General features: G+C 70.5%; 22 protein-coding genes. 18 read left to right on the plus strand and 4 right to left on the minus strand.

Features of this window, described 5'->3' with window-relative positions; translation table 11 throughout:
• The first annotated feature begins 46 nt into the window (after window positions 1-46).
• From ACFUO4_RS38885 to ACFUO4_RS38900, 4 genes are all read left to right on the plus strand, one after another.
• Window positions 47-718 (plus strand): HAD family hydrolase, encoded by a 672-nt coding sequence (locus ACFUO4_RS38885; RefSeq protein WP_383494051.1) that lies wholly within the window; start codon window positions 47-49, stop codon window positions 716-718.
• A gap of 276 nt (window positions 719-994) precedes the next feature.
• Window positions 995-1240 (plus strand): hypothetical protein, encoded by a 246-nt coding sequence (locus ACFUO4_RS38890; protein ID WP_383494054.1) that lies wholly within the window; start codon window positions 995-997, stop codon window positions 1238-1240.
• A 675-nt stretch (window positions 1241-1915) separates the two neighbouring features.
• Entirely contained in the window at window positions 1916-2119 is a 204-nt protein-coding gene (locus ACFUO4_RS38895; RefSeq protein WP_383494057.1) for a hypothetical protein, read from the plus strand.
• On the plus strand, window positions 2049-2483 hold the full coding sequence (locus ACFUO4_RS38900; RefSeq protein ID WP_383494060.1) for an ATP-binding cassette domain-containing protein: 435 nt from the start codon (window positions 2049-2051) through the stop codon (window positions 2481-2483). The genes ACFUO4_RS38895 and ACFUO4_RS38900 overlap by 71 nt, the downstream gene beginning before the upstream one ends.
• Window positions 2484-3020: 537 nt before the next feature.
• Here the strand turns inward: ACFUO4_RS38900 and ACFUO4_RS38905 are convergent.
• Complete coding sequence (locus ACFUO4_RS38905) at window positions 3021-3446, minus strand: hypothetical protein (protein ID WP_383494063.1); 426 nt, start codon at window positions 3444-3446, stop codon at window positions 3021-3023.
• Window positions 3447-3570: 124 nt separating this feature from the next.
• Between ACFUO4_RS38905 and ACFUO4_RS38910 the strand changes: the two genes are divergently transcribed.
• The 6 genes from ACFUO4_RS38910 (at window position 3571) to ACFUO4_RS38935 (ending at window position 8898) form a co-directional block, all read left to right on the plus strand.
• A complete protein-coding gene (locus ACFUO4_RS38910; protein ID WP_383494066.1) occupies window positions 3571-4002 on the plus strand; it encodes a hypothetical protein in 432 nt (143 codons plus the stop codon).
• A gap of 62 nt (window positions 4003-4064) precedes the next feature.
• The gene (locus ACFUO4_RS38915; RefSeq protein ID WP_383494069.1) at window positions 4065-5546 is read left to right on the plus strand and encodes an NUDIX domain-containing protein; all 1482 of its coding nucleotides are present in this window, start codon (window positions 4065-4067) and stop codon (window positions 5544-5546) included.
• A complete protein-coding gene (locus ACFUO4_RS38920) occupies window positions 5543-6811 on the plus strand; it encodes a M15 family metallopeptidase (protein WP_383494072.1) in 1269 nt (422 codons plus the stop codon). The genes ACFUO4_RS38915 and ACFUO4_RS38920 overlap by 4 nt, the downstream gene beginning before the upstream one ends.
• A 129-nt stretch (window positions 6812-6940) precedes the next feature.
• On the plus strand, window positions 6941-7429 hold the full coding sequence (locus ACFUO4_RS38925) for an RNA-binding protein (RefSeq protein ID WP_383494075.1): 489 nt from the start codon (window positions 6941-6943) through the stop codon (window positions 7427-7429).
• The gene (locus ACFUO4_RS38930; RefSeq protein ID WP_383494078.1) at window positions 7413-7694 is read left to right on the plus strand and encodes a hypothetical protein; all 282 of its coding nucleotides are present in this window, start codon (window positions 7413-7415) and stop codon (window positions 7692-7694) included. The genes ACFUO4_RS38925 and ACFUO4_RS38930 overlap by 17 nt, the downstream gene beginning before the upstream one ends.
• Window positions 7695-7725: 31 nt before the next feature.
• Window positions 7726-8898, plus strand: a complete 1173-nt coding sequence (locus ACFUO4_RS38935; protein ID WP_383494081.1) for an NUDIX domain-containing protein — start codon at window positions 7726-7728, stop codon at window positions 8896-8898.
• A gap of 648 nt (window positions 8899-9546) precedes the next feature.
• Here the strand turns inward: ACFUO4_RS38935 and ACFUO4_RS38940 are convergent.
• From ACFUO4_RS38940 to ACFUO4_RS38950, 3 genes are all read right to left on the minus strand, one after another.
• Entirely contained in the window at window positions 9547-10095 is a 549-nt protein-coding gene (locus ACFUO4_RS38940) for a hypothetical protein (protein WP_383494084.1), read from the minus strand.
• Between the two features lie 102 nt (window positions 10096-10197).
• Window positions 10198-11010 carry a hypothetical protein gene (locus tag ACFUO4_RS38945; RefSeq protein ID WP_383494087.1) on the minus strand — a complete coding sequence of 271 codons (813 nt, stop codon included), beginning with the start codon at window positions 11008-11010 and terminating at the stop codon, window positions 10198-10200.
• Complete coding sequence (locus ACFUO4_RS38950; protein WP_383494090.1) at window positions 11007-12410, minus strand: hypothetical protein; 1404 nt, start codon at window positions 12408-12410, stop codon at window positions 11007-11009. Before ACFUO4_RS38950 ends, ACFUO4_RS38945 begins: the two co-directional genes overlap by 4 nt.
• A 707-nt stretch (window positions 12411-13117) precedes the next feature.
• Here ACFUO4_RS38950 and ACFUO4_RS38955 point away from each other — a divergent pair.
• The 8 genes from ACFUO4_RS38955 to ACFUO4_RS38990 all read left to right on the plus strand — a co-directional run bounded on the left by ACFUO4_RS38955 (window position 13118) and on the right by ACFUO4_RS38990 (window position 25654).
• Complete coding sequence (locus ACFUO4_RS38955; protein WP_383494093.1) at window positions 13118-14059, plus strand: conjugal transfer protein; 942 nt, start codon at window positions 13118-13120, stop codon at window positions 14057-14059.
• Window positions 14056-14394, plus strand: coding sequence for a hypothetical protein (locus tag ACFUO4_RS38960; protein ID WP_383494096.1), 339 nt, complete (start codon window positions 14056-14058; stop codon window positions 14392-14394). Before ACFUO4_RS38955 ends, ACFUO4_RS38960 begins: the two co-directional genes overlap by 4 nt.
• Entirely contained in the window at window positions 14391-14996 is a 606-nt protein-coding gene (locus tag ACFUO4_RS38965; protein WP_383494099.1) for a hypothetical protein, read from the plus strand. The genes ACFUO4_RS38960 and ACFUO4_RS38965 overlap by 4 nt, the downstream gene beginning before the upstream one ends.
• Window positions 14993-17695, plus strand: a complete 2703-nt coding sequence (locus ACFUO4_RS38970; RefSeq protein WP_383494101.1) for an ATP-binding protein — start codon at window positions 14993-14995, stop codon at window positions 17693-17695. The genes ACFUO4_RS38965 and ACFUO4_RS38970 overlap by 4 nt, the downstream gene beginning before the upstream one ends.
• Entirely contained in the window at window positions 17692-18105 is a 414-nt protein-coding gene (locus ACFUO4_RS38975) for a hypothetical protein (RefSeq protein ID WP_383494103.1), read from the plus strand. The genes ACFUO4_RS38970 and ACFUO4_RS38975 overlap by 4 nt, the downstream gene beginning before the upstream one ends.
• Window positions 18106-20994, plus strand: a complete 2889-nt coding sequence (locus tag ACFUO4_RS38980; RefSeq protein WP_383494106.1) for a hypothetical protein — start codon at window positions 18106-18108, stop codon at window positions 20992-20994.
• A 50-nt stretch (window positions 20995-21044) separates the two neighbouring features.
• Window positions 21045-22139, plus strand: a complete 1095-nt coding sequence (locus ACFUO4_RS38985) for a C40 family peptidase (RefSeq protein WP_383494109.1) — start codon at window positions 21045-21047, stop codon at window positions 22137-22139.
• Between the two features lie 878 nt (window positions 22140-23017).
• Window positions 23018-25654, plus strand: a complete 2637-nt coding sequence (locus ACFUO4_RS38990) for an ATP/GTP-binding protein (protein ID WP_383494112.1) — start codon at window positions 23018-23020, stop codon at window positions 25652-25654.
• Window positions 25655-25946 lie beyond the last annotated feature (292 nt).

A 25946-nucleotide genomic window follows, 5' to 3' on the forward strand; every position in this document is an offset into this window, starting at 1 on the left:
GGACGGCTGAAACTGCGGTGAAGGCCGGGAGTTGGGGAGGCGGACCGTGCCACTGGTCTTGTGGGACATCGACCACACCCTGATCGATACCCGGGGTGTGGGCCGCGAGCTGTCCGCTGCGGCATTCGAGCGGGCCACCGGGTGCCCGATGCGTGAGCAAGCCAAGATCGACGGCATCACGGAACGAGTGATTTTCCGTGAGACTGCCAAGCTCCACGGCCTGGCCACCAACCCAGCCGACTTCCAGCGTTTCGCCGAGGCCCTCACCGACGAGCACCTCAACCACCTGGGGGACCTGCGCGAACGCGGCCACGCCCTGCCTGGTGCAGCAGCCATACTGAACGCCCTCGACGCCCAAGAAGTCCGGCAGACCGTGGTAACGGGCAACATCCGCCCGGTCGCCGAACTCAAGCTCCAAGTGTTCGGCCTCGACAGCCCCATCCAATGGGACGTCGGAGCCTACGGTGAGGAACACGACAACCGAGCCGAATTGGTCCGCCTCTCCTTGCAGCGCGCCTGCACCCCGTCAACCAACGCCGTCCTCGTGGGTGACACCCCCGCAGATATTGAAGGCGCCCACACCAACGGCGTTCGTGTCATCGCAATCGCCTCAGGACACAGCGACGAGGCGACCTTGAAGGCCGCCGGCGCCGAGATCGTCCTGCCCGACCTACGCAACACCGAGCTCCTGCTCAAACTCGTTCGGGACGACATCTGACAGCCGCATGCTGTCCCACCTCCTCAACTCGGAGGCACTCAACCGCTCCGGCTCGGTCGAGGCTCCGGCCTGCCCCCGAGTTGCCTTGAATCGGGAGAGCTGATCTCGCGCTGCTGGTGTTGCGCGCCGCTCGTACTCGACGGGAGTGAGCATCTCCAACGCGGAGCGTCGGCCGCCCAGTTCCTTGCACACCCTGATCCGCTGACCGCTGCCTTCCAAACCCGGACAGCCTTGTCTGCCCTTGAACTGGACCGTGCCGGACGCCATACCGCGCGGATGCTCGACGTCCTTGTCAGTGTCGCCCGACTCGACGTCTACGCCGCCCGCGACGCTCTGCACCACCCCGTCTCCGCTTCAGCCCTGGACGGCCAGGCGACAACCGCATTGACCGCAGTGGTCGCCGCGGCCGGGCTGGGAGCCGGCGCCCTGTCCACCCACGACCACCAGGCCCTGACGGGCGTAGTCGGCCACGCCGAGAGAAAGTTGGGATGGCTGCTGCAAGCCGATCCAGACTTCGGTTAGGAGGGGCCGACCCGTGATGGCCAGCCGTACATCCCCACGCGGTTTGGCGGCGTCGGCGTTTCGGCCATTTCCCACTCGCGGCCGATTCAAGCCAGACCAGGGATCGGGCCCCTGCGGGATCCGCGGACGCAGGCAATAGCGGGCTGCCCAGGACGACCGAATGACGTGTGTTCGATATCGCCGTCGAGTCGTTAGACCTCATGACTCAGCCGCAGCGAGCGTCCTAGGGGGAACCATCACCTCGACCATTACGCAGGACCCGCCGCCTCAACCGCCCAAGGGGACCGCGCCGGACGACGAACCGCAGGAAGCTGGTGTTCGAGAAGCGGAATACCTCAACCGCGACGAGTTCGCTCTCCAGACCGCCACCGGCTCGGTGCGCAGCATCATCAACGGCGGGGCCCGCCTAGTGCGCACCGGCTGGTACGTCCAGGACTGGCACAACCTCCGCGACAACGCCCACGGCCAAGCCATGACCGACTCACGCGGCACCACTCCCGTACCCGCGGCCCCCGAGAGCTTCGAGGTCCGCGACGTCACCTACCGCTACGACGGCGCCCCCAAGGACAGCCTGAGCAGCGTCTCTCTGCACGTGCGCCGCGGGCAGATCGTGGCGCTGGCGGGGAGAACGGCTCCGGCAAGACGAACCTGTCGCGCCTCCTGCGCGGGCTGCTGTTGCCCACCGAGGGCGATGTGGCCTGGGACCACGCCTCCACAGCGGACTTCGACCCGTGGGGGTCGTGGGAGCATGTCGCGCTGGTGCCCCAGAAGTTCACGCACCTGCCGTTCGGGCAGGGCGACACCAGCGATGCGGCCTTGCACGCCGCCTGCGAGGCGTCCGGCGCCGCGGAGATGTGCCGGGCCTGCGCTCCGGCCTGAACACCCTGCTGACCAGCGAGTGGTTCGGAGGCAGCAGCAGCTCTCCGGCGGGCAGTGGCAGCGCCTGGTCCTCACCCGCGCGTCCCACCGGCAGACTGCGCTCCTGGTGCTGGATGAGCCCACAGTCGCCCTCTACGCCGGCGCGGACCACCGTATCTTCGCCGGTCTGCGCGAACTGGCCAAGGGCGGCGCCAACCTGCTGATCACGCATCGCCTCACCAACGTCGCCGTCGCCCACCGGCTCGTGGTCTTGAACGAAGGGAGGATCATCCAGGAGGGCACCTACGCCCAACTCCCCCAGCAGCCAGGGCTGTTCCGGACCCTGTGCGAGCTGCAGCGTCGGATGAGCGGAGACACCCGGTGACCACCACCAGGCCCGTGCCAAGGCCACCGATGTGCCGAAGCAGAGACACCCGCCCGCTCCTGATCCTCCCTTCCAGCCACGTTCCCACCGCCCAATCAACCCGCAAGGAGTGTCGTGACGACTTCGCCGGCCACTGCGGCGCCCGCTGCCCCCTCATCACCGCCCGCCCTGCAACTGATCCCGTCCCGGCAGACGCAGACCACGAACCGCACGTGTTCGCCAAGAAGCACATCCGCATCACCGTGGACTGGCCGATCGTGCCCGGCAGCGATGCCCGCCCCACCAACCCTGGGAGCTGCGACGCCGGATGAACGACGGTGCCTCCTGGCCACCACTGGCTCCTCCGTGCCGCGGCTCGTCCGTCCACCGTCGCGAAAGGCAGGGATACATGCCCTCTCCCCTCTTCCCTTCAGGTCACGTCACACCGCGCGCCACTGTGCCATGGGCGCAGTACGCCGCATCCCGGCATGCGGCGTGGATGGGGGCCGCCGCGATCATCACCGACGAGGTCGGCCGTGTCCTGCTGGTGCATCCCACCTACCGCAAGGACGAGTCATGGCTGCTGCCCGGGGCGTGGTCGAAGCCGGCGAGCACCCCCACCTCACCTGTCGGCACGAGATCACCGAGGAACTGGGCCTGAATCTGACCCTGTCGGCCGTCCTCGCCGTCCACTCCCTCTCCCCGCACCACCCCGACCTTCAGCCCGGCACGCCCTGCCCTGGCGAGGTCCGGTTCGTCTTCGACGGCGGAACCCTCACCCCCGACCAGGTGCAGGCGATCCGCCTGCCGCACGAGAAACTCTCCGCGCACGCCTTCCTGGAGACCCGGGACGCGGTGCAGAGGCTGCGCCCGATGGACGCTCAGATCATGGTTACCGCCTACCGCGCCAGGCTCGGGAACACCGCGACCGCTCACCTGGCCGACGGCCGGCACACCCTCGACGTCCCAGCGCTGGATCGCCATGACGTCCACGTCCGCTACCGGCCCTTGTGGGACAGCCCTCTTCACCGTGATCCCGTACCCGAGGGGCTGCCCGTGCAGCAAGCCTGGGCATGGTGTTTCGTCCCCCGACGGCCGGATCGTCGTCGTGGCCGACCCCGGCCCGCGGGGCGCACTGCCAATGCTGCCCGGCGGCACCCTGGAAACGACCCACGCGACTCCCGAGGACACCCTGCACCGCGAAGCCGCCGAGGAGGCCCAGCTCACCCTGGCCTGTCCGATACGACTGGGCTGGTTGCTGGACGAAACGGGCGAGGTCTACGGCGGCGTAGGGCCCAACGCGAGGCTCCGCCTGGCCGCCCGGGTCACCGCCATCGGCCCGGAGGCCGTCGACCCCGCCACCGGCCACCCCTTCGCCCGCCTACTCGCCACGCCCGGCCAGGCAGTCGCGCTGCTGGGTGGGGCCCACCGGGAGCGCGGCAAGCCCAGCTCGCGACGGAAACGGCACGCAAGCGGTGGGGGCTGCCCATCGCTCGCACCGCCGCCGTCGATGCGATCCCTGCCGAGGGGGTGCGGCTGAGCTGAACCGACCCGCCCACCCCGCGCCGACTCCACCCGCTCCACGCCCTGTGAGGTAGCCCCATGCCGTTGTCGCACGAGCACATCCGCACCACCATCGATGCTTACCTCGCCCGCCACCCTCACGAGCGCGAACAGCTCGGCGGACTACTGGATGCCCTCAACCGGAACGGCGACGAGATCACACGCCGCTCCACGTTCACCGGCCACGTCACCTGCGCCGCAATCGTCATCGACCCACTCGGCCGCGTCCTGCACGTACTGCACCTGGCGAGCGGAAAGGTCCTCGCACCTGGCGGACACACCGAGCCCTCGGACCATTCCCTACCAGCAGCGGCGCTGCGGGAGCTGCACGACGAGACCGGGATCCCGTCCCAGGCCGTCACGCCGTGGCCCGGCTACGAGACGGTGCCGCTCGACATCGACATCCACGACATCGACGCCAACCCAGGCAAAGACGAACCGGGCCACCACCACTTCGACCTCCGGTTCCTCTTCCGCCTGCACACCGCGAACGAGGTCGACGTAATGCTGCAGGAAGAGGAGGTCGGCGGCATCGAGTGGCGGCCCGTGGACAAGACGGCCTCCCCATCCCTGCGCGAGAAGCTCCAAAGGCTCCCGCTCCAGGTCGAACCGGAGACGACCAACGCCTCCGCACTGATCTACAACGACCGTGGCGAGTACCTGCTCCACCTGCGCGACTACTTTCCCGGCGAGATCTGGGAGCCGGGCATGTGGTCCCTGCTGGGCGGCGGCCGAGAGCCCCAGGACGCCACCCTGGAACACACGGTGCGGCGCGAACTGGCCGAGGAAGCCGGCCTCGATATCGCCAATCTGACCCCGTTCGGCACCGAGTACGCCTGCGACGACGCCGGCGCGGTCGTGCCCATCGCCATCTACGCGGGCCGCTGGAACGGCGAACCGCGCGAACTCCGCCTGACGGAAGGGGTGATGCTGTCCTGGTTCGCTCCGCACGACCTCCACCGCCTCCGGATCGCCGACACCACCAGCGACCTCGTACGACGCCACGCCAGCCGCCCAGCCAGCACCGCACCGCCCGGGCTCCCCTCGCCCGAGAAGCCTCGCCCGCCTTCGCCGGACGCCACGGTCCCTCACGTCATCGGCGTCCACCTCTACCTGGAGCGCCCCGACGGGACAGTACTGCTCGGGCTGCGCCACCCCAACTCCCAGTTCGCGCCGTCCACCTGGCACGCCCTGGCCGGCCATTGCGAGCAGGAGAACGCCATCGCCTGCCTGATCCGGGAGGCGCACGAAGAAGCCTGCCTGCGCATCGAGCGCCAGGACGTCGAACTCGTCCACGTCGTCCACCACATCGACAAGCCCGAAGACCAGCCCCGCATGGGCCTGTTCTTCCGCGCCCGCGCCTGGAGCGGCGAGCCGCAGCTGCGCGAGCCAGACAAGTGCACCGAGTGGAAATTCTGGGACCCTGCCGCGCTCCCCGACAACCTCGTCGCCTACACCCGGCTGGCCATCAGCAAGATCCAAAACGGGGAGCTGTACAGCGAGACGGGCTGGCCCGCATGACCGGCACCACGAACCGCGCACACCGTCGCGTGTCGCCCGCGACCGCGACCGGACGTGCGGACACCCGCCTCGTGGTGATCCGCGGCAACTCGGCGTCAGGCAAGTCAAGCGTGGCCCAGAGACTGCGAGATCACTACGGCCGCGGTGTCGCGATCGTGGGCCAGGACGTGATCCGCCGCAACGTGCTCAGGGAACACGACACTGCGCGCGGCGCCAACATCGCCCTGCTGGGCAGGATCGCACGCGAAGCACTGAACGCCGGCTTTCACGTGGTGCTCGAAGGGATCCTGTACGCCGACCGCTACAGCCACATGATCACATCTCTGGTCCGTGACCACCGCGGCATCTCCCGCTGCTACTACCTGGACGTGCCGCTGGAGGCGACGCTGGTCCGGCACGCGTCGAAGGCGGACGCCGCGTACCTGGCGCAGGTCACCGACAGCCACCTCACCTCCTGGTACCGCGAGATGGACCTCCTGCCCGGCGCTCTGGAGACCGTGATCCCGGCCGACAGCACGCTGCAGGACACCGTCGCGCGAATTATTCGCGAGACCGATCTGACCTCTGCCTCCCCCGCCCCGCCACCGCCGTGCAAGATGTCACAGGAAGACTCGATGGACCCTTTGGTGTTGATGTCGGATCCGCGAGTCGCCGCGATCCCGGTGCTCGAGTGCGAAGAGCCGCTCGTCGACGTCCGAGACCACGACTTCCGTGTCGATCCCCGCAAGCAGGATCCGCTGGGCGCCTTCGCTCACGTTCGCGAAGGCCTCCTGTCCCGGCTACAGCACGCCCGCTCGCTCCTGCCCGCCGGCACCGACCTACTGTTCATCGAGGGCTACCGGCCGCTTTCCCTCCAGCAGCGCTACTTCGACGAGTATCGGGACAAGTTGGCCGCCGCTCAGCCAGGCTGGACAGCTGAGCAACTGGATCAGGCCGCCGGCCGGTACGTGTCTCCGCCGGACATCGCGCCTCACTCAGCGGGCGCGGCCGTGGACGTGACCCTCGTCGACCAGGACGGCCACGAACTCGATCTCGGCACCCGCGTCAATGCCACCCCGGAGGAGAGCAGCGGTGCCTGCTTCACACACGCTCCCAACCTCAGCAATCACGCGCGCCACCATCGCACGCTGCTGCTCAACGCCATGGAAGGCGCAGGTTTTACCAACTATGGGACCGAGTTCTGGCACTTCTCAGTAGCGGACCAGTACGCCGCACTGATGCGGCATGACCCGCACGCGCGCTACGGACCGATCGAACTGCCCTAGCGCGCCGGCAGCCTCATCCACCTCCTCGCCACTCACCCCGATCCGCAGACACAGAAGCGCGTCCACCGCTCCATGACCAGTCGCGCCCCCACGACCGCGACGGTCGCCAAGCATCGAACGGAGGCATGTATGCCCGACGACACCCGGCAGACGCTCCCAGCCCTCCCCAGCCCGGCGGCCGGAGACGAGCCGCGCGAGCACCACATGCACCTGCTCGGGCAGTACTACCGCCAAGTGGAAGCAGGGCGCAAGACGATCGAAGTAAGGGTGGCCACTCCTCACAAGCGCGACATCAGCGTCGGTGACGCAGTCGTCTTCCACGATCGGGATACCGGGCGCGAACTCGACGTCCGCGTGCAGCGCATTACCTGGTACCCCTCCTTCAAGGACCTGCTCCGCTCGGAGGACGCCGCGCTGATCGACCCGGACGGGCCGCCCAGCGGACTGCTCGCCAACCTCCGCAGCATCTACCCGCCGGCCAAGGAAGCCCTCGGCGTTCTCACCCTCGCATTCGACCACCGCCCTGCCCGGCCGCCCCATGCCGATGACAGCCGAGGAGTACGCGCAGCCCCCCCACCACACGGTGTACGGCTGCCTGTACATGCGCGACGAGCATGACCGGCCGGTCCAGCTCCGCTCGGTCTACGGCACCAGACTCTGGCAGCTCCCGGGCGGGACCCTGGACGCCCCGGGCGAGGACCCGCTGCAGACCGGCGAGCAGTTCGGCCGCATCCGGCTCGATCCCGCAGAACACGACATGTGGGCCATCCACGACCTCGCGACCTGGCAGGAGCTGATGGCGCCACGCGCCTTCGCCCGCCTCGACGCCGTCGAACGAGCCCGGCGCGGCGAAGGCCCCGCCTACCTGATCACGCACACCTGACCCCTCAACACCCGCCCACCAGGAGGCAACTGTGCCCGCCGAGGACACCAACGCCCGGGCCTGGCAGATCTACGGCCAGCGCCAACTGACCCGTGCCTACACCCCACCCGTCCCCGAACGACTCGGCTGGACGCCCTGGGAAGGGATCGGACCAGGAGCAGAAGTCCTCGGCGACGTCACCGGCCGCCGTGTCCTGGACATCGGCTCCGGAGCCGGCCACCACGCCGTCCATCTCGCTCAGGCGCACGGGGCGCGCGTCACCGCCGTCGAACTGTCCCCGACCCAGCACGAGCGCGCCGTCGGCGCCCACGCGGACGTGGACGGCGTGGAGTTCATCCAAGCCGACGTGACCGAGCACCTGGCCGGAGCCGAGCCGTTCGACGCCGCGTACGCGATCGGGACGCTCGCCTTCATCGACCCACACCGCTCGCTGCCGGCACTGCGCGACGGCCTTCGCCCCGGCGCCCCGCTGATCCTCTCGCTCCTGCACACCGACCTGCACGGCTGCGGCCCATCCATGGAAGTGGCGCCACGAGAGCAGACGATCCTGCTGCGGGACGACCCGCCCCTGCCGACTCAGATGTGGGTCCTGGCACCGCAACTGTGGGAGGACCTACTCACTGAGTACGGTTTCCGCGTCGAAGCCATCGACCTGTATCCAGACCCCGACGAGAGCGCCGCGGTCATCCAGCAGCTCATCCGCGCCCGGCGCCTTCCCGGCCGGCCGGCGCGCGTCTCCAGTCGGCCTCGTAGCACCCGAGCGCCGGCCGCCCACGCGGCCGTCGGCGTCGGCGCGATCCTGCTCAGCAGGCAGGGCATCCTGCTGGGCCAGCACCGCCGCGGCACCCTCGAACTGCCGGGCGGCAGCGTAGAGGCCGGGGAATCCTTCGAGGACGCGGTCGTCCGCGAACTCGCCGAGGAGACGGGTCTGGTCGCTCGGACCGCCGGCGTGCGGCTCCTGGGCACGCTCGTGGACCACGTCGAAGGAGTCCTGCGGGTCACCGTCGGCGCGCTCGTCCACGCCTGGCAAGGGCAGCCGGTCACGCAACCGGACGAGAGCGTCGGCGACTGGGCATGGCATCCGCTCGATCAGCTCCCCGACGGCCTGTTCGTATGCAGCGCCCAGATCCTCACAGCCTGGCGGCCCGACCTGTCCATCGACCACCCGCAGGCGCACTTCAATGCCTTCGCCCCAACCACGTAGGCCGGCGCCCGCATGAAGGCCGTCGACGCCCTCCCGCCACACGACGTAGGTGCCGCTCCCCCGGTGCGTCCCGTAATTGATGATCAGGCGTTAAGGGATAGGCGGCGGGCTCGTAGCCAGGCCGAGGTTCATCGGCCGCCCGACTTGATCCATGGCCATTTCACAATGCAGGCCACGCCAGGGGCGACAACCATGGCCAGCAGCCAGAGGCCCACGCTCGCTGGAGAGTAGATGTAGTAGCGCCAATGCTCTGGCAAGGACGACGGCGCAAGCAGGAGCAAGATCAGCGTGGCCCAAGTGGCCAGCACGACTGCCGCCGTGCGTGCTGCCGTTATCATGATCGCCCCTCAACGTTGCTCCATCTCTGTGGATCGGATACTAGGGCAACTGAGATGATCTTGGCATGGCTGGGCCGACGGGGGAACGTTCCAGCACACGTTGGTCCGGCTGTCAGCCGTGCGCAGCTCGTGGGTACGCACGATCCTCGAGAACCTCACGCAGAGCACCTCGGTGGGCCTCTTCGAGTCGTCCGGCAGATGAACTGACAATGCCGATCAGTGCTATCTGGCAACGCGGGGATGTTCCGGCAGAAACGGACAGCGCAAGCCGGTCCCGGACGCATGCCTCGCCTGCGAGGGGTGCTGGATCCTACGGCTGCCGGAAGACCGGCGGGAGCAGGTCGTCGCCCGGCCAGAAGGCCTGCTCAGCAACAAGCCCTGTGAGGAACTTGTCGACCTCGGCAAGGACGGCGGCGCGCTCCTGCGGTCCATAGGCGATGACTTGGCCAGCCGCAGGGGCGAAGAGGCGGACGTGGCTGTTCGGGCCGGTGCAAAGGAGGGCGCGCCCGATCTCGGGCAGACCGAGGCTGAGGGCGTCGCACTCACCTGCGCGGACGAGGTGCACGAGGTCGGTGGTGACCGTCTCCCAGTCGCCCACCTGCGGCCAGCCAGAACCGCCGCCCAGTTCATGGGTGAGCGTGGAGAGCGGGATGATCTCGCCCGGTGTGCGTGACCGGGTGAGGCGTTCATGGATCCGTGCGCCATCGGGCTGTCGCACCTGGGGATGGAGCAGGGTGTCGGCGGCGACCACGGTGGTGTTGATCTCCTGGGTGCCGGGGCCGGGGTAGTACGGCTCGTGCGCGAAGAGGAGATAGGTGTCCGTGGTGCGGGCCAGAGCGTCGGTCTGGCTCTGGGGCATGGGGTGGGCTCCCTTCAGCGGTGAAGTTGTAGGCGCGGGTTGATGAGTTGGTGGGGCCGCGGGTTCGAAGGCGGGCGGGAGCGGGCCCAGCGGGCTGGCCCGTCATGCGGCTGGTGGCGCTCGTGCGGGCTCGCCCGCGCTGCGGCAGCAGCAGGGTTGAGGGGCTGGGTGACTTGGTCGGCGAGCTGGGCCATCAGCCGCGGTGCCGATGAGCCGGGCCAAGGCGGACGTGGTGTCAGCTGTCTGGAGCAGGTCGGCAGCGTCCCACAGGAGGCGGTGGCCCGTCTCGGCCGAGCGGCGTAGCCGCTTAGCGTCGCTGGCGACGGCAGCCTGTAGGACACGGGTGTGCAGTGCGGCAAGCCGCTGCAGGCAGCGGCAGGCGGCGGCGTCATCAGCACTGCGTACATGCCGTGCGACCCGGTCGTCGAGCTGGTCAGCAAGGCGCTCGGTGAGCACCGGGGGAAGCAGCACCACCGGCAGCACGAGGACGACAGGGCTGCTGCTCAGCACCGCGTACAGGGCAGCGAAGAGGCTGATAGCCGCCATGGTCATCGCGGAAAACCGCAGCGACGCAGAGCCATGGGTGGTCAGGGCGATCCGGGTGGCGGGACGGCGGGTCAGCCAGCCCAAGGCCAACCGCTGCAACAGCGTCGCATCCCGGGTAACCACACCGACCTGCTGCGGGAGTTGGGGGAGTGTGCCGTCATCGGGCACCGTCCAGGCAAACCACCCCCAGCCGGTGCCCTCCACCACGAGCGCGGGCTCACACAGGCTGGCGCATCCCGCGCCGGGGCAGACGTGACCTCGTCGCAGCACACGGCACTGTTCTTCCTCCCAGCATCGCGGCTGACGGGCGAATGGACGCGGCGGCTGCCCGGGCGCTGTCTGCGGTGGCGTGCGGGGCGTGTTGGTCATGACGGGCTCGCTTCCAGAAGGCCGGTCACGGTCAGGGCGGAGGCGCAGGTCGAGCAGCAGCCGTCCCCGTCGGGGTGAGCCCGCCGGGGAGTCGGTCCGGGGCAGGTGCGGCACAGCGGCCAGCCCAGGCAAGCCGGGCATAGGTCCTCACTGGGGGCGGTGCCGGGTCTGCCGCAACCGGAGCACTCCACCAGCGCCCGGTAGGCGATCGCCTCATCGACGGTGCGGTCGGCAGCGGACGGCGTTGGGGACTGCACGGTCCACGCAGCCGCCTCATGGCGGCCGGTGCTGCCGGCAACGGTGGCGGTGGCTGGGGGCGGGTAGAGCTGGGCGGAGCGCAGGCGGGCAGCGACGATCGCGCCGACGGAAGTGCGGATACGTTCCGGCAGCGGCCGGCTGGTGATGATGTGGCGCAGCTGTTCGGTGCTCCAGCCGGCCTCCAGCATCGCGGTGACCACCCGGCCCTGGTCGTGCAGGGCCTTTTCCTGCAGGAGCAGTTCGGGGTGAGCGGAGCCAATCGACAGCAGCAGCCGCGTGCCAGGGTCATCCGGCGCCCACCGGCCCCTCCCCTCCGGCGGTGCAGCCGTCACGCCCGGCGTGGGCTCACCGCGGGGGCACGGAGGGAGGGGACTGGTGTTCTGCTGGTTGGTCTTCTTAACGATGGTGTTCTTTGTTGGGGGTTGAGCCAACGTAGGGTTATCCAGTCCTGGATTTCCCGAATCTGGTCGTGACGCGCACCGTTGCCAGGCTGGCAGATCTGTGATGACGTACGTCGCCGCGCCCAGAGTGCCGTCCGGGTGACGGTCGCGCTCCCGCTGCAGGAAGCCGTGGCGCGCAAGCTCCTGCAAACCGGTCGTCACCGCATCGACGCCGTCACGGCCGCAGCGGGCAAGGTCCGCCACCGTCATCCGCCAGCCCTCACGGTGCGTGCTGATCAGCCCGAACAGGCCCTTCGCCTTAAACGACAGGCGCTCGTGGCGGAACAGGCCGTTGGCAATCTGCGTGAACTGATCCCCCGCCATCACCCCGCGGCGGACGCCCATACCGCAGCCGCTCCCGCCACCCATGCGCGGCGACGGTGCGTCCACTGCTGCGGCGGCGTCCGCCAAGACGGCGTCGACGAACGCGGGGCGGTCAGTGATCGAGTACACGATCTCGCCGAGGGTGCCATCGCTACGCCGGAGGCGTTCACGGACCAGGTAGCCGTGCCTCTCCAGCTCCTTCAGCCCGGTGCGCACCGCGTCCCGGCCATCAGGACCGCACCGGACAAGCCCGGCCACGGTCACCTGCCAGCCGTCCTGATGGGTGCTGATGTATCCGAAGAGCCCCTTCGCCTTGTAGGACAGACGGCCGTCCCTAAAGAGGGCGTTGGCGATCTGGGTGAACTGATCGCCGGCCATCACGCCCCGACGGATCCCTGCTCCAAGGCTCACCACGCTCCCCCGCACGTCATGGAGACAGCAGCAACGAGGTCGTACTGCATGCCGTGGAGGGGGAAGCGGTCAGAGCATTTCCGTGCGCACGCGCAGGCGAGGTCCATGCCGTCCAGGGCATCCAGCGGCCCTGACCAGACCATCGACCAGGTCAGGCCGACCACGGTCACAATCCGAGCACCATCAACGGTGCTCAGCCATGGTCAGGGCATGGTCAGGCCCACCACGCCCCTGACCACGCCGTGGCTCGGCCCGGTTGCGCAAGCTGACTGCGCAGCATCGCGCAGACCCGATGCGCAACACGGGCTGCGCAACCGAAAGGGGTGCGCAATGGTCGGGGCCACGTCGTTGCACAGCACCGGACGGGCCTCGGCGCGCCGAATGCGCATGCCTGCGCAGCCTTGCGCACCACTTCCCTGCGCACGTCCGAACAACTGCGCATACCGACGCCGCCCCACCCGCGCCTACGCACGCTCCGCTGCGCAGACACGCAGCCGCGCCGGCTCACCCGCTGCGCAACTGCCCGTGGTCAGGAGGTGGTCAGGCTGACCACGGGCTGACCACGCCGTTTGTGTCCTCATCGTGACCGTGGTCGGCCTGACCTGGTCGATGGTCTGGTCAGGGTCGGCGGATGTCCTCACCAGCAACATCCGTTCCGAACCAGGAGGTTGACCATGCCTCACCGAAGGCACGCCTCGCCCACGCAGGAAGGCGCTACCGTCATGGCGGCAGGCGCCCGCCTGGAGGCGATGCGGCGCCGGGTGCGTCTGTCGCGGGTGGCAGTGTGGACGGTCATCGCGGCCGGACCGGTCGCCCTGGCCGTGGCCGTCACCTCGCCCCCGACCGCAACCGTCGCGGCCCCGCAGGACCGATCGGCTGCTGCGCAATCGGTCACGGCGGTGCCCGCCGACCCGGCCGGCTATGCGCAGGTGTTCATGACCGCGTGGCTGCGCAGCAGCGCCGACGACACGGCGTCCGCGCAGGCGCGGCTTGCGCAGTCGATGGCGCCCGACGTCGAACTGCCCGACCCCGCGACCGATGCGCAGCCGACACTCGCATCGGTCACCACGGTGCGCAGTGCGCACACTGGCGCCAGTGCCTGGTTGGTGACGACGGCTGCGCAATACACAGAAGGCGTCGTGCGCTACTTCACCCTGCCCGTGACCGCCGACACGGCTGGCTCCTCCTTCGCGGTGACCGGCACCCCTGCCGTAGTTGCCGGCCCCAGCCGGGCCGAGCCGCCCGAATCTCCCTACACGGTCCCGGTCGGCGACGGCGAACTGACCCGCGCTGTGGGCGAGTTCCTCGCCGCCTATCTGACGGGTGCCGGTGAGGTGGACCGCTACCTGGCTCCCGGTGTGCGTCTCACCGCTGTCTCGCCCGCCCCGTTCTCGGCGGTCACAGCGCGGGAGATCTCGGCGATCGAAGAGGCCGCGGCCGGTGATGAGGTTCCGGGCGACGGCGCCCGGGTGCACATCCAGGCGACAGCCGTGGCCCAGGACACCACCGGGCGGTGGCCGCTGACCTACGAGCTCACCCTCACGGCCCGCTCCGGGCGGTGGGAAGTCGACGCGCTCACCTCCGCGACGGACCAGGGCGGGGGTACACGGTCATGAACACGGACCGGAGTGTGCTGGCGGGAAAGCTGGACGACGTCGGCGAGGCGTGGATCAACATGTTCCACCGCTGGGGCGATCTCGGCCTGCAGGCGGGGCTGACCTGTCTGGTCTTCATCACCATGGTCCAGAAGGTCAGCGTGCGCGCCGGGATCGGTGCCCTGCTGCTGATGATCGTCGCGCTGGGGTTGTACAACTCGCGCGAGGACCTGGCGAACATGTTCGAAGACGAGGTGAAAAACCCCGCCCAGGGTGCGCCCGCCGTCCCCGGCATCATCTCCCCACCACTGGCGGCCCCGCACGGCCACACACTGTCTGCAGGGAGCGGGCTGTGAGCGGGGCGGGCGCGGTGAGCGCGCCGCGGGTGGGCCGTTACTACACCTCAGCCCGCCGTCACCCCTGGGTGCTGGGCAAGGTCGCCGACTGGAGGATTCCCCTCGGCCCGTATACGCCAGCGCAGCTGGCGGTCGCGGTCGGCGGCGGCTTCATCCTGTTCAAGACCGTCCCCTGCTGGTCGTGGCTGGGGCCTCTTCCGGTGGTGGTCTGGCTGCTGGCCGTCTGGGCGGTACGCCGGCAAACCATCTGCGGCCGGGCGCCGCTGCCGGCCGCGCTCGGCCTCGTGCTGCTGGGCTGCCAGCCCCGCGGCGGGCGGATCGGCGGACGGGCCGCCCGCGACCGCCAACCCCGCACCCTGACCGGCGGTTTCACCATCGAGGGCGCGCCCGGACCACGGCCTGCCTCGCACCGGGCCCCGTCCCGCACCGCCCGGCGGCGCGCGGCCGCGGCATCACGGCCAAAGGCGGGACGGGCTCGTGCGGTCGGACCCTCCGTGCGCCGTCCCCGGACGCCGGCTGCCGATCGGCCGACGCCGGCCCCGGCGTCAGGGGTGCAACGGCTCCTGCTCGCCACCCACATGCCGGGCGGGGGTGTGGGGTGAGGGTTCCGATCCGGCACATCGCCGGGCATCTGCTGTGGTCGGTGCAGGGCAGCGTCTGGGCGATCTACCGCCTGCACCCCGGCCCCGACACCGACGGGCAGGCAGAGGAGAGCGTGCAGGGCACGTATGTGCCTGCCGCGGTCCGCGAGGAACAGCTCGCGAAAATCACCCACTTGGTGCGCTCGCTCGCCGGGACGCCGCGGTTGTTCGGGCTGTGCGCGCAGGTCGACCCGGGTGAGATCGCGCTGAAGATGATCGAGGGCATCGAGCCCGCCACACAGGAGCCTGGCACGGGCCCGCATCCGTGGGTGGAGAACGTCGAGGCCGCCCTGGAGTTGCTGGACGAGCAGGAGATGCACCGGCGCACGCTGTGGCTGGCCGTACCGCTCGCACCCGAGTCTCGCGGCCATCAACTGTCGGCCCAAGTGGGTGCGGTGTGGGCGGAGTTCGCGCCATTGCTCGGCCTGAGGACGGCGCCGGTGTCCCGCCGGGAGGTGACCGCGTACCGCGAGCAGGCCGCGAAGGTCCAGGCGGCACTCGCCGGCGGCATCGCTTTCCGTCCGGCCCGTGCGGCGGAGATCGTGTGGATGATCCAGCACGCCCTGCACCGCGGCCTGCCCGAACCACTGCTGGCGGAGGCAGAGAGCAGCAGCCTCTTCGACGGGCAGCTGCACCGCGGGGTGCTGCGCTCCCCCAGCTATGCCGACCTCGGCCAGGTCCGCCTGCAGGAAGGCGGCCTCGATGCCGGCGTCGATCACGGAGACGGCCTCGACGGCAGCGCGCGGATCACGCGGTCGGGGCGTGCAGCGTGGTGGCGGCGCCAGGCCAGCTCACCGTTGGCGCGGCGCTGGCTGCAGATGGAATCCGATACCGGTACCGGCTACCAGGCGCAGCTGGTGCTGGCCGAGTGCCCGCCCGCCGTCAGCCAGAGCGCGGCGGATCTGTTCGCGCAGCTGGAGAGCCTGGATTTTCCCGTCGACTACACCATCGACCTGACCCTGGTGGACGCGGAGAAGGCACGCGCGCAGGTGCAGCGCAAGAAGAACGAACTCATCGACCAGGCCGACCAGTACGACGCCCGCCCCACCGGCATGCCCGCCTCGCTGGCCGAGGCCGCCCGTGATCTGGGCGAGCTGGATGCCCGGCTGTCGCGCACCGGAGTGGAGGTGGAGGTGCAGTCGGTGACCGTGCTGACGGTGTGGGGTCCGACCGCCGCTGCCTGCGATGCCCGCGCCCGGGCTCTTGGCGCGCTGCTGGCCGGCGCCGACTACCGCGCCGTGCGTCCAGCGGGCCTGCAGGAAGCCCTGTTCACCCTCGGCCTGCCCGGAACCGTCCGACCGGGAACGGTACGGGAATTCACCCAGCACCAGGTCTCCGAGGACTGGGCCCTGTCCGGGGCCTTCACGGCCGCTCAGGTAGGTGATCCGAACGGCATGTTCCTCGGCATCGATCTGGACTGCGGCACCACCCGCCCCGTCATGATCAACGTGGCGGACGCACCGAAGCAGGACGCCTCGGCCTCGATGGGCATCGTCGGCGATCTCGGCGCCGGCAAGAGCGTGCTGCAAAAGCTCATCGCGGAGGCGGTATGGGCGCGCGGCGGCTGCGCCATCTGCATCGACCGCACCCCGGTGCGCGAATGGGCCACCTTCGCCCGCGCCGCCGCGGGCAGCCGGGTGCAGATCATCGACGCCGCCCGCGCCGCCGTGTCCATCGACCCGCTGCGCATGTTCAACGGCCCTGAGGCACATCACTACGCCCTGTCCTATCTCACCCTGCAGCTGGGCATCGGCCCGATGAGCACCCACGGCGAAGTCCTCCACCACGCCGTCGAACAGGCCGCCACCAGTGACACACCGTCCATGCAGCGCGTGGTGGAGGCCTTGGAGGAGATGGCCCAGAGCCAGCCGGGGCGGCGCCAGGACGCGGCCGCCACCCTCGCCGGACTCCTGCACGTGGTCGCCGCCAACCCCCTGGCGGCGATGGTCTTCGATGCCGCCCTGCCGCCGGTGCGGCTGGATGCCTCCAGCGCCTGCGACATGATCGTGATCACGACAGCCGGGCTCAAGCTGCCGCCCAAGGCGGCCTTCGCCAACCCCGAAATCCTCCACCAGCAGCCCCTGGAAGCACTGATCGGCCGGGCCGTGCTGTATCTGATCGCCGCGCTCGCCCGGCAGAGCGCCTTTGAGGACCCCGGCCGGTTCACCGCCGTCGTGCTGGACGAGCTGTACTGGCTGACCTCCTCGGCCGAGGGCACCGCCCTCGTGCACGAAATCCTCCACGACGGCCGCAAACACGGCGCCGGACTCATCGCCGGATCCCACGACGCCGACGAACTCGGCCCCGACCGCGGCCTGATGGCCTACCGGGCCCTGGCCCGCACCACCGACCGTGAACGCGCCCGCCGCGGCCTGGAATTCGTCGGCCTCGACCCCACCGACACCGAACTGCTGCGGCTGGTCACCACCGGCCTGTCCCCCGTCGGCCAGCGGGGCCGCGAGGGCGAGTTCCTGCTCGCCTGCCCGCGGCAGAACACCGGCCGCGTCAAGGCGATCATCCCGCGCATCACGCGGATCGCCTCCTCCATCACCACCACCCCCGGCACCCGCACCCACGCTCCCGCCCCGCCTCCCCCACCGGCCACCGCTGAGGCCGATACCGCTGCCGGGGTGGCCCTGTCCAAGGAGCACCCGCGATGAGCCTGCGTCCCCTCCCGTCTGCGACACGCTCGCCGTTCGTCTCCCGGGCCCGACGCCTGGCCGCCGCGGCAAGCCTCATCACCCTCATGGCCGTCTTGGCCGTCCTCCTCGCCCTGTTCCTCACCGCAGGCCAGCCCGAGCCCTGGTGGCCGCGAACCAACGCCTCCTCCCCCACCTCGACCCACACCTCCACCGCTCCAGCACTACGGCGCGAGGAGTGTGGTCTGATCGCGGGCCCGGCCCGGACCTACTGCGAGCAGGACACCCACAGCCCCCTCTCGCCGCGGCCGCTCACACCCAGCGGCCACCAGGTGGCGCGGGCGGTGTGGCGCCTGGTGCCGATCGGCTCAGGCTTGGCCGCGCTGATCGTCTGGCGCCGCAGCAAGGCTCGTACGCGAGGTGGGTGCTGAATGGCCCGCCGCCCCCAGCCGCGCCGCCGCTCCCGCCCCCGGCTCCGGCCGGCCGTCACGGTCCTCGTGCTGGCCGTCGTGTTCGTCATCGTCAACACCCAGGTCGTGTATGCGGCCGGCGCCGGCGATGGCGGCACGGGTGATCTGCTGTCCCCACTGAACATCACCTCCAGCGAGGGCATCCCGATCGACGGCTACGAACTCGGCGCCCAGGGCGGTTCGATCTTCAGTTTCCAGTCGCAGTCCCTGGCGTTCGCCCTGTCCGGGCTGTTCACCGTCATCCGGCTGCTGGTCGGGCTGGCCGGGTGGGCGATCGAACTCGCCTTCCGCTTCCCCCTGCTGGCCATCCTCATCAAGCCCGCACAGCGGGTCGCCGACGCCTACAACACCGTCGTCGTCGAGCGCCTCGGGCTGAAGGGGCTGCTGCTGGCATGGGCGTTCATCTTCGCCGCCTTCATGATCGTGCGGGGGCGCATCGGCCGCGGCCTGGGTGAAATCTTCCTCACCCTCACCATCGCCGCCTTCGCCGCGTCCGCATTCGTCCGCCCCGACTACCTCCTCACCCCACACGGCCCGCTCGGACAGAGTCAGCAGGTGGCGGCCGAGGTCGCGAAGGAGAGCGTCAACTCCTACGACTGGGGCGGCAAACTCGCCAGCCTCAGCCCCTGCGACCGCATGGCCGGCGCACAGGAAGCCAAGTGCCTCCAAGAACAGGCCGCAGCACCGGTCGCGGCCACCGACGTGGCCCGGCCGCTGCAGGACTCGATCACCAACGCGCTAATCGTCAAGCCGTACATGCTGCTGGAGTACGGGCGCATCCTCGACCCCGGCAAACCCTCCGACCGCAAGGCCTACGCCGTCCACCTCAAATGGATCACCGGCGGTTACAAGGCGGGCAGCGGACCCGTCAGCGAGGAACGCAAGGACCACTGCAGCAAGATCAAAGGTCCCGCGAAGCAGTACTGCGAACGCGACGCCACCGGCGCCGACCAGGACATCCCCGAGGGCGCTGGCGATGTCGGGCTCACGCCGGGCCAGTCGCTCACCGATATCGACAGTGCCGCCTTCAGCGACGAGGCACGGCAGTTCGCCGCCTTCCTCGAGGACCTAAAGAACTCCGGCGAGGTGGGCAAGGCGTGCGCCGCCTACGCCGAAAAACCCACCTGGTGGCGGGTGGGCGGCGCGTTCCTCCTGCTCATCGCAGCGTTCTTCATCTGCGGCATGCTGCTGTCCAGCGCCATCGTGCTGCTGGGCACCCAGGGCATCGGCGCCGCGGCCGCGGCCGGCGGCGCGATGACGTTCATCGCGGCCATGCTGCCCGGCCCGCCGCGGCAGTCGGTGTGGAAGTGGCTGTCCATCTGGGGCATCGCCATCCTCGCCATGGTCGGCATCTGCGCCTTCGTGCCGTTCTTCGGCATCGCTGTGGACGCCACCATCACCGACGGCCCCGACCTGATGGTCGAACGCATCCTCCTCATCGACGTCCTGGCGATCGCTGGCGCGGCCGGGCACCGCCGCCTGCTCACCGGCATCAGCTCCTTCGGGCGGCGCATGGCCATGCGGATGCGCTACGCGAAGATCGGCGGCACCCATATGCCGGGCGACACCTCCGAACTCGGCGCCGCCCTCGCCATGAACTCCCCCACCGCGCTCGGCGGTTACGGCGGCGGCCTGCGCGCCCTCGGCGGCGGGGGCCGATTCGGGATGCTGGGCACCCGCCAGCGGCTGATGGGGGCGCTCGCCTCGCTGTTCGACGGGGCGGGCATGCCCGTCGACACCGGCCGCATCCTCGCCGACGCCACCGCCGAAGCCGGACGGGGACTGGCGCCGGTCACAGCGGCCGCCGCCGCGGGCGGCCTCGGCGCCCGGCTGAGCTTCGGCGGGGCGCAGCTCGGGGCGCGCGGCGCGTACTGGCTGCTGATCGGCCGCCGCCCGGACCGGGACAAGCTCGCCCAGTGGCAAAAGCCCACCGCCGACGCAGACACACCCCCCGGCGGCCCCCACGGCACAGGCGGTGGGGGTGCAGGCGGTGGTGGAGGGCCGCGGCGGCCGGGCGGACCGCCGGACCGCTACCGAGGCGAGGATGGGGAGATCGTCGACCGGCGCACCGGCGAGGTCCTGCACGACCAGAACCGCGACCGCACCCTGCTGTCCACCCGTGCCCACAACCGGCTCGTGCGCTACCGCGGCTACCGCATCCTGCATCGCGGCGGCCGCCTCCTGTACGGCGCCACCCTCGGCCTGCCGGCCAATGCCCGCCGGGCCAGGCAGGGCGGTTCGCGCTACTCCCAGGACGCCCGCCAGCAAGTGCAGGTGTGGGCCAACACCGGCCGCGAGGACCGCCGGGCCTGGGGCGACATGGGCCGGCACACCACTCAGGTCCTGCGCGACCATCTCGACGACCGCGGCGGCCCCGGCCCCTTCACCACCCCCCGCCGCCTGCCCACCCCCACCACGGCCACGCCCCAGCCATCGTCCCCGGCACCTTCCGGCCCCGCGGTAGCCGGAGAAGCAGTCCCGCTCACCCGGGAACAAGCCCGGCGCCGGGCCGAAAGCCTCCGGCAGCCCGGCGCAGCAAGTTCGTCTCCTGGACAAGAACCCGCAGCAGGGCCGCCCCAGGCCTCGGCCCGGCCTGCGTCCGGGCGCGGGCGTCGCTCCGGCCGGCCGCCTGCCAGTGACGCGTCGAGCCCGGCGGCACCGCAGCCCAACCCGCCAGCCCCGCCGCCCGCGTCGCCGCGGGTGCGTCCCGGCCGCGCCTCCGGGCCCTCGATGCAGCCCGACGCCACCGGACCCGCCTCGCGGGAGCAGGCACGGGAGATGATCCAGCGGATCCTGCGGCGCAGCGAAGAACGCACCCGCCGCGAGGGTGAAGGCGGTGAGCAGGAGTGAAGCCCCACCGACGCCACTTAGGGCGGTGGGCCTGCCTGGTGGCCCTGTTGTTGTCCGCGGCAGTCTGCTGCGCTGCTCCGGTCTCGACTGCAATCAGCGCCTACGCCGCACTGCAGGCCGGCGCCGACCGCCAGGACGCCATCGAGGGCGGCAGCGCCGCAGACATCCCGGCCCGGATGCTGACCGCGTACAAGAAGGCCGTACAGCAGATCGGCCGGCACGCGCCGAGGTGCCGGGGCATGCGGTGGCCGATCCTCGCCGCCGTCGCCAAGATCGAGTCCAACCACGCCATCGGCCACACCATCACCGCCAGCGGAGACATCCACCCCCGCATCTACGGTGTGCTCCTGAACGGATCCGGGACCGGCGGCAACACCACCCCGTTCCCGGACACCGACCACGGCCGTTGGGACGGCACCGCCACCGGGGAGCGTGCCGTCGGGCCCTTCCAGTTTCTGCCCTCCACCTGGAACACCGTCGGCGCGGACGCCAATGGCGACCGGGAGGCTGACCCGCACAACGCCGACGACGCCGCCCTCGGAGCTGCGATCTACCTGTGCGGTGACGGTCGCGATCTGACCCGACGCGCCCAGCTGAAGGCGGCGATCTACCAGTACAACCACTCCACCGCATACCTGGCGAACGTCCTCGGATGGGTCGACAAATACTCGGCGGCCGCCAACGACCCGGGCCTGAGCGGCGTTTCCGGCACGGTCCGCACCGTCATCGAGGCGGCGCTCGCCCAGCGGGGCGTGCCCTACTCGTGGGGCGGAGGCAGCACCACGGGTCCCTCCTACGGGATCTGCTGCTCCCCCAGCGGCAAGAGCGGCGCACACGTCAAGGGCTTCGACTGCTCGGGCCTGACCCTGTACGCGTTCGCCCGGGCCGGCGTGCGCCTGCCGCGCACCGCGGCCGCGCAGGCCGGGGTGGGCCGGCGCATCCCCGCCCGTCTTGGTACCGGCGCGCTCACGCCGGGTGATCTCGTCTTCTACGCCCATGTTCCTGGACGGGATTCGACGATCTACCACGTCGGGATCTACCTCGGCCACGGGCAGATGATCAACGCCGCCCGTCCCGGCACCGTCGTCCGCGTTGACGCCGTGGCCGCCATGTCCGGTTACGCGGGAGGAGCCCGCCTGCTGTGACCACCACCCCGCATGAGGTCCTCCAACGCAGAGATGAGGGTGTCCAGGTGATGGATCGACATGATGCCCATGTACCGAACGCGCTGCTGCCGGGTGGCCGGCGGGCAAAGCCACCTCACGCAGTACGGGCTTTCGTCATCACGCACCGCACGTCACCGCGCTGTCGTCCGCCGACGCGGGGCCTGGTGGCCGTGGAATCCCTCGCGCGCATCCTCAACGAACTTCCCACCGTCCACACTGGTGTCGAGCACCCGCATGGCCGTCGATGGCATCGCCCTGTCGGCGGTGACGGACGCACAGCAGCCGTCCACACCGTTTTCAAAGGCGCCACCGGCCTCAACGGCAGTGCTGCCCGCACTCATAGCCACGGATGCATCCGGCAGTGGCACAGCTCCCTCCGTTGCCGGTCCGCGGGCTGTGGCCGCGGGTCGGTCGAGGGTGACGGTTTCGCCTGCCGGCGGCCTGTCTGCCGTCGCGAGCCCCGGCACTACGCGCACAGCGGTGGCTGCGGAGCGCGCCGCATCGAGGCTGGTGCCGCGCGGCGACGGCGTGACCGGGGATCCGTTCATCCATGGCGTGGTCGGGAACATCTGGCCCGCCGATCTGCCCGACCAAGAGCGGGAGTTGCTGCTCGCCACATCGCGACCAGCTGCGGGCGGACGCCACCGGCATCGGCTCCGTGGCTCACGGTCTTCCGCGACCCGTCCCAAAAAGGCGCCGGCGTTGGCTGCCGATCGCTTCCGTATTGCGGCCACGACCGCCCGCCGAGCCGCGGCGGGGATCGGTCGTGCATCTGGTGAGAACCGCCGCAGCGCCTTGGCCGACCTGCGCCTCATTGACTGGTACTTCACCTGCTTCCACACCGAAGGAGCGCCCGGATGGGCCCCGCGACAGCCTGGCACCTGACCGACACCTCCGGTTCTGCGTCGACGTCGGCGGCCGGCCCGACACGTGGCCTGCTGACCGGGATGTTGGAGGCGGCAGATTGGCTGCTCGGGCACTGGTGGGTGCCGGTGATGGCCGTGGCCGGTATCTGGGGCGCGGCCGAGTGGCTCATCCGGCACCTCGCCGCACGCGCCTGTGCGCAGCGGATGGCCCTGGAGCTGGTCCCCGCCCGCCACTTCGACCCGGGTCTGGAGGAGATCTTCCGCCGCGGTGTCCAGCTCGCCCGTGCCTCTACGGCGATGCCGTGGTGGGTGCCGCGGCGGGCGAAGGCGGTGCAGATCCGGCTGCGCGCTGATGGCAGTACGCCCTTGCGGTACCGGATCGAGGGCCCGGCAGGCGGCGAACGGCTGCTGTCCATCACCCCGTTCGGGCCCGCCGTGACCGTCCAGCGAGCCCGCCCCATCCACGACGGCCCGCGCGCGCACATAGTGCGGGCCGAATTCGTCCTGCGCGGCACCCCCACCGCGCCACTGCGCGAAGTGCCGCTGGACCCGGACCCGCTCCAGCCGCTCATCGACGCGGTCTCGGACCTGCGCGCCGAGCTCGGCGACCTCGCCGAACTACGCCTCGACCTCCAGCGCGCGCCCAAGTGGGCGCTGCGCGCACGGCGCACCCAGCTGATGAGTGCCGCCCGCCGTACCGAGCACCGCGAGGCGCAGCGGGCCGCCCGCTGGCTCCGCCACGACACCGCCGGCCTGGAAGACTCCCTCACCACCCAGCTCAGGCAGCTCGTCACCGGCAAGGACAGCGGCCCGGGCCGACGGCTGGTGATACCGCCCGTGCCCCGACGGGTCGATCGGGAAGAAGCCCTGGGCAAACTCGCCGCCGACGACCACCTGGTGCGCGTCCAGCTGCTGGTGATGTGCGCCTCCAACACCGAAGGGCGGGCCCAGGCCCGCCTCGCCCAACTCCAGGCCGCACTCGATGTGTTCGGCGGCCGCTCCCGGTGGGCGATGCGCGGGCTGCGGCTGGGTCCGTGGCGTCTGGGCGCTGATCACTGGCCCACCCGCCGCGGCTTCGAACAGCGCTGGACGCTCGGTCTGTGCCGGCCGCCGAGGGCGAACTGGGTACGCCTGGAGGAACTCCTCGGATTGCTCAAACCGCCCACCGTGCACTGCCGTCTGCCGCTGCTTGCCACCGAGCTGCCCACCTTCCGCTTCGGCGACCCCGCACTCCTGCTGCAAGGCATCTACCAGCATCCCGACGGACGCCGCCGTCTGGTCGCCACCCACACCGCGGAAACCCTGTTCGAGTGCGCGGTCGGCAAAGCCGGCGGCGGCAAGACGGAACGTGCCCTCGCCCAGGCCATCGCCTACGCGCACGCCGGCGGCGCGCTGATGTTCCTCGACCCGCACCGCGACTCCTGGCCCCGCGCCGCGCCCTTCCTCGCCCACTCCCACCTGATGGGACGGATCGCGCTCATCGACCTCAACACCACCGGCCCCCACCCACACTTGAGTTCGTGGAACCCGCTGGCCCTGCAGCACGGGCAGGCCCCGCACGAAGTCGTGGAGTCGGTCGCGGACGCCTTCGCTTCGGTCCTGGGCTGGGATGACGCCACCGCACCCCGCGCGCTGACCATCCTCAGCGCCGCCCTCACCGTCCTGACGGCCATCAACCAGGCCGCCTGCCAGGCCGGCCGGATCCACGATCAGGCCACCCTCTTCCAGATCCGACCCCTGCTCACCGACCCTGACTTCCGCGCCGCGGCCCTGGCCGCCACCACCAGCCGCCTCGACACGGACACCCTGTCGTGGTGGCAGACGGTCTTCCCGCACCTGCCCGCGGACGCCTTCGCCGTCGTCCTCAACCCCCTCGCCCGGCTCGCCGCCCACCCCACAACCCGCGCCTTCCTCGGCCAGCCAGCCGGCGTCTACAACAGCCGCGCCGCCATGGACAACGGCCTCATCGTGTGGATCTGCCCCGCCGGCACCGGGCCCACCGACCGAATGCTCACCGCACTCCTCGCCCGCGACCTGCTGCGCTCTGTCCGCTCCCGCCGTGACACCCCCACCCAGCAGCGCCGCCCGTTCCGGCTGTACTTCGACGAACTCATCACCCTCACCGGCGCCGCCCCGGACACCATCGCCGCCATGTTCGAGGACTTCCGCAAATACCGCGTCAGCGTCCACGGCATGACCCAACTCCTGGCACGCCTGCCCACCCCGGTGAGGCAGTCACTGACCCAGAACGCCTCCACCCTGTCCACCACCACCGGCTCCACCACCGCCATCGCCCCCATCACCGCCGAATGGGGCGACACCCCCAACCCCGCGGAAGTCGCAGCACTCGACCGCTATGAGCACTACACCTCCCTGACCATCAGCGGACGCCGCATCGGCCCCGTCCGCCTGACCGGATGCCACCTCGACGACGTCTTCGCCAACCAAGCCCGCCCCCACCGGATCCCCGCCCTGAACAGAGCCGCACAGACCACCGCCCGCGCCCAGCCCCTGAACCAGCTCACCGCCACCGCCGCCAACCAACAAGCCCGCGTTCAGGCCTTGCTCAGCCACCTCGCGACCACCACTCCGGTACGCCTAACCAAAGACAACAGGGGATACCAATGACCCGCCCCGACCACTGCCGTCGCCTCGACCGGCGCCACCTTGCTCACCGCTCCTCCCGTTCCCCCCACCAGCCCACCCCAAAGTAGCCGTCTGCGCCCTCAAGTGCCCCTCGCACAGCAGCAGTGGCGAACACCGAGGCACTCGGGCCGATGCGCTTACAGGCCGGCTCAGCAGAACCGGGTCGGCCGTGCGCCGGTGGCGTGCAGCCTTGGGGCTTCACCGCCAAGGCCCGCCCTTGCCTGGTGAACGGCACAGGTGGACGGGGTTATCCGCGGTGACCGTGGCGGGGCTG

This window comes from Streptomyces sp. NPDC057280 (genome assembly GCF_042668605.1).
In the GTDB taxonomy this organism is placed as follows: domain Bacteria; phylum Actinomycetota; class Actinomycetes; order Streptomycetales; family Streptomycetaceae; genus Streptomyces.

Coding starts and splice junctions, on each gene's coding strand:
- ACFUO4_RS38920 (WP_383494072.1), top strand. CDS start 5,543: ATGACCGGCACCACGAACCGCGCACACCGTCGCGTGTCGCCCGCGACC.
- ACFUO4_RS38940 (WP_383494084.1), bottom strand. CDS start 10,095: ATGCCCCAGAGCCAGACCGACGCTCTGGCCCGCACCACGGACACCTAT.
- ACFUO4_RS38980 (WP_383494106.1), top strand. CDS start 18,106: ATGGCCCGCCGCCCCCAGCCGCGCCGCCGCTCCCGCCCCCGGCTCCGG.
- ACFUO4_RS38890 (WP_383494054.1), top strand. CDS start 995: ATGCTCGACGTCCTTGTCAGTGTCGCCCGACTCGACGTCTACGCCGCC.
- ACFUO4_RS38945 (WP_383494087.1), bottom strand. CDS start 11,010: ATGACCAACACGCCCCGCACGCCACCGCAGACAGCGCCCGGGCAGCCG.
- ACFUO4_RS38960 (WP_383494096.1), top strand. CDS start 14,056: ATGAACACGGACCGGAGTGTGCTGGCGGGAAAGCTGGACGACGTCGGC.
- ACFUO4_RS38925 (WP_383494075.1), top strand. CDS start 6,941: ATGCCCGACGACACCCGGCAGACGCTCCCAGCCCTCCCCAGCCCGGCG.
- ACFUO4_RS38950 (WP_383494090.1), bottom strand. CDS start 12,410: ATGGCCGGCGATCAGTTCACCCAGATCGCCAACGCCCTCTTTAGGGAC.
- ACFUO4_RS38900 (WP_383494060.1), top strand. CDS start 2,049: ATGCGGCCTTGCACGCCGCCTGCGAGGCGTCCGGCGCCGCGGAGATGT.
- ACFUO4_RS38955 (WP_383494093.1), top strand. CDS start 13,118: ATGCCTCACCGAAGGCACGCCTCGCCCACGCAGGAAGGCGCTACCGTC.
- ACFUO4_RS38975 (WP_383494103.1), top strand. CDS start 17,692: ATGAGCCTGCGTCCCCTCCCGTCTGCGACACGCTCGCCGTTCGTCTCC.
- ACFUO4_RS38930 (WP_383494078.1), top strand. CDS start 7,413: ATGCGCGACGAGCATGACCGGCCGGTCCAGCTCCGCTCGGTCTACGGC.
- ACFUO4_RS38915 (WP_383494069.1), top strand. CDS start 4,065: ATGCCGTTGTCGCACGAGCACATCCGCACCACCATCGATGCTTACCTC.
- ACFUO4_RS38905 (WP_383494063.1), bottom strand. CDS start 3,446: ATGGCGATCCAGCGCTGGGACGTCGAGGGTGTGCCGGCCGTCGGCCAG.
- ACFUO4_RS38990 (WP_383494112.1), top strand. CDS start 23,018: ATGGGCCCCGCGACAGCCTGGCACCTGACCGACACCTCCGGTTCTGCG.